General features: G+C 53.8%; 4 protein-coding genes and 2 pseudogenes. 3 read left to right on the forward strand and 3 right to left on the reverse strand.

All coding sequences use genetic code 11. The features are described 5' to 3' along the window. Nucleotides 1-713, reverse strand: a pseudogene (locus JCM12308_RS31060) (NADH:ubiquinone reductase (Na(+)-transporting) subunit A); the annotation flags it as partial. A gap of 532 nt (nucleotides 714-1245) precedes the next feature. Between JCM12308_RS31060 and JCM12308_RS25845 the strand changes: the two are divergent. Next, nucleotides 1246-2274, forward strand: a complete 1029-nt coding sequence (locus tag JCM12308_RS25845; RefSeq protein WP_014287216.1) for an FAD:protein FMN transferase — start codon at nucleotides 1246-1248, stop codon at nucleotides 2272-2274. 12 nt (nucleotides 2275-2286) lie between these two features. Then, complete coding sequence (nqrM, locus tag JCM12308_RS25850) at nucleotides 2287-2520, forward strand: (Na+)-NQR maturation NqrM (protein WP_008552621.1); 234 nt, start codon at nucleotides 2287-2289, stop codon at nucleotides 2518-2520. Nucleotides 2521-2575: 55 nt separating this feature from the next. On the opposite strand, the gene JCM12308_RS25855 is transcribed toward nqrM, so the two are convergent. Beyond that, the gene (locus JCM12308_RS25855) at nucleotides 2576-3025 is read right to left on the reverse strand and encodes a hypothetical protein (protein ID WP_208609285.1); all 450 of its coding nucleotides are present in this window, start codon (nucleotides 3023-3025) and stop codon (nucleotides 2576-2578) included. Between the two features lie 96 nt (nucleotides 3026-3121). Then, complete coding sequence (locus tag JCM12308_RS25860; RefSeq protein ID WP_054785581.1) at nucleotides 3122-3337, reverse strand: hypothetical protein; 216 nt, start codon at nucleotides 3335-3337, stop codon at nucleotides 3122-3124. A gap of 437 nt (nucleotides 3338-3774) precedes the next feature. Here JCM12308_RS25860 and JCM12308_RS25865 point away from each other — a divergent pair. After that, nucleotides 3775-5597, forward strand: a pseudogene (locus tag JCM12308_RS25865) (DEAD/DEAH box helicase). The last annotated feature ends 704 nt before the right edge of the window (nucleotides 5598-6301 follow it).

Here is a 6301-nt window from a genome sequence, read left to right on the forward strand (position 1 = left end):
GACTGTCTTGTTCTCGTTGACCGGATCGAGGAAGTGAATGTGAGTACCGCATTACCTGCTGGGTGCTTACCTTCAAAGCTTTCCATCTGCACATCAGCAACATCAGCGCCTGGGAGTTTGTCCTTAGGGCTGTGGCAGACGAATGTGCGGCCATCGGTCAGTTTAGAGACAACCTGAAGCCCTGCTTCAAACGCGCCAGCATTCGCATTGATGATCACACCAGCATCCGCTGCAAGCGGGTTGGTGTCCATCGCAGTTACGAAAATGGAACGCGGCTGCGTTTCAAAAACCGGAACCTTGGAGTATGGGCGGGTGCGGAAGCTTGTCCAAAGACCAGACTTGGCAAGCTGCTCACGAACGACAGTTGCGTCCAGAGTTGCCAAAGCGCTAGCTTCAAACTTTGAGAAAGCGACCTGTTCTTCGTTGCCATCGTCCAATTTGATAACGATGGTTTCCAGAACGCGACGTGCACCACGATTGACTGCTTCAACGACACCAGCACCCGGAGCAACATAGTTGATTTCAGGAGAGCGTTTGTCGATGAAAAGTGGTTGACCCTTTACGACGCGATCGCCTTCAGCAACCAGCATACGCGGTTTCAACCCGTTGTAATCTCCACCATTCACGGCAACACGACGAACCTCTTGACCCTTGTGGATCTCTTGGTTCGGAGCACCGATGATCGGCAGATCCAATCCTTTTGTAATCTTCATCCTTACCCTGTCAGGCTTCTTATAGGGCAAACCACTAGATGTTCACGGGATATCTACGGGTAAGTGATGCTAAGTCATTCTGCTACGTACAAAATGCCGCGCATGCGGATTATTGACTTTGGCAAGTCGAACCGAGATAAATCCCCCCACAGATCGCATTTTCAGCAACAAAGCCCGAGCATTGCTGAACGTAACTCATCCGTGGCTCCGGTTAGGAGTAACCGCCCGCATACCATTAAAGTGTGCCGCGGTCAGCTATTCCTACGGATTTATGCGGGCCAATACCCTGATATACCGCAAATTTCAATAGGGATTCGTGATATTGACGCAACGGCAATAAGGGTGTTTCGCGAAAATTTTATCTCAAATAAGTTTTCCCCGAACTTTTCACATGCACGTAGTACCACCTACGACTTTCTTCATCTTCAACTAATGCTGATCTTGGTCGCGGCAGTAACCTCCCCCTATTTAACTTGACAGAAAACCAGAATAAGCCGATTACGCGGGGAAATGAAAAAACTCTGAGGCCGAAATGCGCTTCCTCATTACAGCTCTCGTACTCATCTTTGTCACTGCATGTGTACCCAATGACAAAAGCCGCGAAGAAATCGTACTTCACGGCAAAACCATGGGCACAACATTTAATGTCAAAGCCATTAAAGGGTCGTCTTCTGTAACCCAGCAGGAGCTGCAAAAGCAGGTCGATGATGCTCTCGTCGGCGTCAACAAGGCTATGTCCAACTGGGACAAAAACTCAGAGATCAGCCGTTTTAACCGCTCCACCAGTACCGAATGGACGCCAATCTCCCGCGATTTCAGCATCGTGATGCAGGAAGCTTTGCGGATCCATAATCTGACGGGCGGCTACTTTGACGTTACCCTCGCACCGCTCATCGAGCTGTGGGGCTTCGGCACCAAGCAGGACACTCCTCCGCAGCCAAGCCCACTTGAAATCCGCGAGGCACTCGAGTCCGTCGGCATGAGCACCATGCTTGAGTTCGAGACCGATCCTCCGGCATTGCGCAAGGTCAACACGGACACCTCCGTGAACCTCTCCGCAATCGCAAAGGGCTTCGGCATCGACAAAGTTGCCTCCGTTCTGGAGCAAAACGGCATTAACGAATACCTCGTCGAAATCGGCGGTGATCTGGTCACCAAAGGCAACAACGCCAAGAATGAACCTTGGGTCGTTGGCATCGAAAAACCAGATTCCGCAACGCGAACAGTTCAGCAAATCGTTCGTATCAGCGATAAAGGCATGGCAACCTCCGGCGACTATCGCATATATAAGGAAGTCAACGGCAAGCGCTTCTCACACATTATTGATGCTGCATCAGGGCGTCCTGTGACGCATAAACTTGCATCAGTAACTGTAATTGCTGACAATGCGATGCGCGCTGACGGTCTGGCAACAGCTCTCCTGGCAATGGGAGACAAGCGCGGCATGGCTCTGGCAGAGCGTGAAGGGATTGCCGCATTTTTCATCGTTCGTGAAGGGGACCACTTCATCACCCGGTCTTCCAGCGCGTTTAGAAAATTCGAGCAGTCTGCAGAGAAATAACGGAATATCGAAATGGCAACTTTCATCATCGCGTTTGTCATGCTGATCCTGATCGTAGCAGGAATGGCAATTGGCGCCGTTTTCAGAAACAAGCCAATCACTGGCAGCTGCGGCGGCTTGAACGCTATTGAAGGCGCAGATCATTGCGTCGTCTGTAAGCGTGAGATCGACCCAAACAGCCCGCTGCGTGAAAAGCTGCAGCCTTGCAAACGCAAACAGGCGATGGAAGAGCAAAGCGCAGCTTAACTGCACTCCATTTCAGCAAATCCGAAGGGGCCACACGGCCCCTTTTTCATGCCTGCTACTTGTCGGCTGTGTAATCCCGCGCCGCATCCGGCCCTTCACCACCAATCAGCTTGGCAAAGAAACCGGCTACGATCCCAAAGCCAACACCAATAGCGACAAAGCCGATGCCGAGGAACAAGCTTCCCAGTGTCGGAAAGATCCCCTGCCCGATCGAAGTCAGGCTATCTCCACCAATCAACCAGAGCAGTAAGTTCATCCATCCGCAGATAAAACCGCCAGAAAACCAGCTCGGCATGCTCGACTTCAGCAGCGGGTGATAGTTGATCACACCAATCAGCGCCACAAGACCACCAAGCGTAATGCACCAGAGGATCAGACCGAACTGAACCACAAACGATACATTCAGATTAAGCCAGGCAATGAGGTAGAGACACAGAAGCCCAAACGCCAGTCCAAACAACTTGGCGGTGATCCCTCGTCTGAGCAGTGACGGTTTAGAAAACATAACTTCTGGCTCCCATCGGTTCATGCGGCTGGCCAATGCCATGAGTATACCACCATAAACCAAGGGTCTTAAAACTAGTTTTCTGCAATCAGAAGATTATCTGTTCGCCCAGCCAAAATCGAAAACGCCGAACACCATCAGGCAGAAGCTGACAAGCGCCAACAGACCAAACACCCAACACCTAAGCTTCCAGCGACCAGTCTGGCCTTTCCAGGCATCACGGAACAGGCGACCGCTCAGCACAAACACCACAAGCAGGATCACGCCGACCCAGGATGGTATGTCGCTAAAGAAGTTTGAGAGCTGACCCATTGTGCCTCCGCATTGTTGTTGCCTCTCTTTAGTTCTGCCTTTCCAAAAAGGCAAACGCTCAAAGCAATCACACCGCCACCTTGTCAAAGCCAGAAGTCAAAATGCTCAGCTGCCCCAGCAGCACATCCAGCACCACAGCCTCATTTCCTGAGGGAGCAAAACAATGTCAGGACTTCGCCAGAGCAAACAACCTCCCTACTACCTCCTCCTGCTAAACACCCAAATACAGCCAACTTACATGCATCTTTCATATCTATTTTTCATATTTCATTGACCTTTTCAGCTAGGCAGACTACAAGGCCCACGAAGAAAAGAGCTCGCTTGCCATTTGCCGCCTCATGATCTCCCCGTTACGGTTCATGAGTGAGCGGAAGCGATGGGTAGGGCAACAAAGCTCTTGCTTTACAGATAATGACCCTCCTCGAAAGAAATACTAAATGACGATACCTGAAGGGGTTTCCCCGGCGCTTTCTACCGCACTAGAAAAGCGCGAATACACGTCTCTCACCCCGGTCCAGACCGCCGTTCTTGATGAAGAGCTGAAAGGCAAAGACCTTTTGGTTTCTGCTCAGACAGGCTCTGGTAAAACCGTTGCATTCGGCATCGCAATTGCGCCGGAACTGCTGGGTGACGAAGAGCGTATGGGCCGGGCAAACGAACCTCTTGCATTGTGTGTTGCGCCAACCCGTGAGCTGGCAATCCAGGTCTCCAAAGAACTGGAATGGCTCTACGGCGAAGCTGGAGCTCGTATCACCACCTGTGTGGGTGGTATGGACATGCGCCGTGAACGCCGCAATCTTTCTGCAGGCGCGCACATCGTAGTCGGCACCCCAGGCCGCCTGCGTGACCATATTGAACGCGGTTCTTTTGACACCTCCGCTCTGCGCACTGTTGTGCTCGACGAAGCGGATGAAATGCTGGACCTCGGTTTCCGCGAAGACCTCGAATTTATTCTCGACGCAGCACCAGAAGAACGCCGCACTCTGCTGTTCTCTGCAACTGTTCCTCCGCAGATCGAAAGCCTCGCGAAGCGTTTCCAGCGGGATGCACAGCGCATCTCCACTGTAACCAATCGCGAACAGCACGCAGACATTGAATATCGCGCAATGCAGGTCGCTCCCAACGACCGCGAAAACGCAATCATCAACGTCCTGCGCTTCTACGAAGCACAGAACACTATCATCTTCTGCGGCACCCGCGAGATGGTGAAACACCTTTCCGCACGCCTCGGCAACCGTGGTTTCGCAGTTGTGGCTCTCTCCGGTGAGCTGAGCCAGGCTGAACGTAACCATGCGCTCGGTGCAATGCGTAATGGCCGTGCCCGCGTTTGTGTGGCAACCGACGTCGCAGCACGCGGCATCGACTTGCCAAACCTGGATCTCGTGATCCACGCAGACCTGCCAAACAACGCAGAAACCCTGCTGCACCGCTCTGGTCGTACCGGTCGTGCAGGCCGTAAAGGCGTTTGTACGCTGGTTGTACCACACACCCGCCGCCGCTCCGCAACGCGCCTCCTCGGCTTTGCGAAAGTGAAAGCAGAATGGGGTCCGGCACCAACAGCACAGCAAATTCGCGACAAAGACCGTGAGCGCATCCTCGCGTCTACCGATCTGCAGGAAGCACCAAGCGAAGAAGATCTGCCAATGGTGCAGGAGCTTCTTGAGAAGTTCACACCAGAACAGATCGCAGCCGCTTACATGCGCCAGATCCATCAGGGCCTGCCTGCACCGGAAGAACTGCTGGCAAGCTCCTTCGAAGACCGTGAGCGCAAGCCACGTAAGGACTTCGACAACGGTGTTTGGTTCCGCCTCAACGTTGGCCGCAAGCACAACGCAGAACCTCGTTGGCTCCTGCCAATGATCTGCCGCGCAGGTCACATCACCAAAAAGACATCGGCTCCATCCGCATCTTTGATGCAGACAGCCGCTTCGAGCTCGACGCAAAACTCGCTGACAAGTTCCAGGAAACCGTCAAAGAAAACGGCACCGGTGAAAAATCAATCACCATCACCCGTATCGAAGGCAATCCTGAGCGTGGCAGCAGCGGTCGTCCAGGCGGTCGTCGCAACCACCGTGGCGGTGGCGGCGGTGGTTACCGTGGCGAAGGCGGACGCGGCGAAGGTCGTGGCCGTGGTCGTGGTGGCGAAGGCGGTGGTTACCGTGGTCGTCGTGATCGTGATGGCGAAGGTCGTGGTCGTGGCCGCGGCGAAAACAAGCCGGGCGGCGGCAAAAGCTTCCGCGACAACCGCGGCGGCGAATAAGCCTCACATCTTAAGATTTGCAAACGGGCCTCTCGGGGCCCGTTTTCTTTTGCAGCCAGCTTACCAACCAAACTGCACAAACACAAACAGCACCGCATGGCATCCCATGCAGTGGTGAGGCTGAAAGTCCCCGCAAGGCGGGTGGAGCAAGACGAACAGGCTGAGCCTGCGCTACTTGTTAGAAATGAGTCTTCGGCAACAGCTGGTCGCCTCGCTCGGGTCTTTTAATATGGACAACATCGCCTCTTATCCTGAAAGACACGATGGCCAGTTTCCTGGAAAGACAAAGCTGCCCTCGCAACGGGTTTCCCCAAAAGCAAAAGCTCTTTGCCTCTGGCATTCACCGCTCTGACCAGTAAATGCCACCGCTTGATGCCCTTCAGACTTGGGCCCTTCCTCCCAGACCATGCGGTCACGCCTGAAAATCGGTTCCACCGGACAACCGAAAGATGCGTTACTTCTCCCGAAAGCCCAACCCCGCCCACGCCGCGAGATGGACGGTCCACCCCGGCCCGATTGCGTGGGCACACAACAAAGATAACTCTGCCAAATGGCAAGGGGGATAAGTTTTCTGGAACCCTCATGTCCTGCCCCCCAATCAGCTTTCGATGCAGGAGGCTCCCCTTCCTTCGTCATCCCGCACAAACGCAGTGCGATGCGGGACCCAGAGCCCCACACCCGAACCTCTCTGCTGGATACCGGAC

This window comes from Pseudovibrio denitrificans JCM 12308 (genome assembly GCF_001310815.1).
GTDB classification, from domain to species: domain Bacteria; phylum Pseudomonadota; class Alphaproteobacteria; order Rhizobiales; family Stappiaceae; genus Pseudovibrio; species Pseudovibrio denitrificans.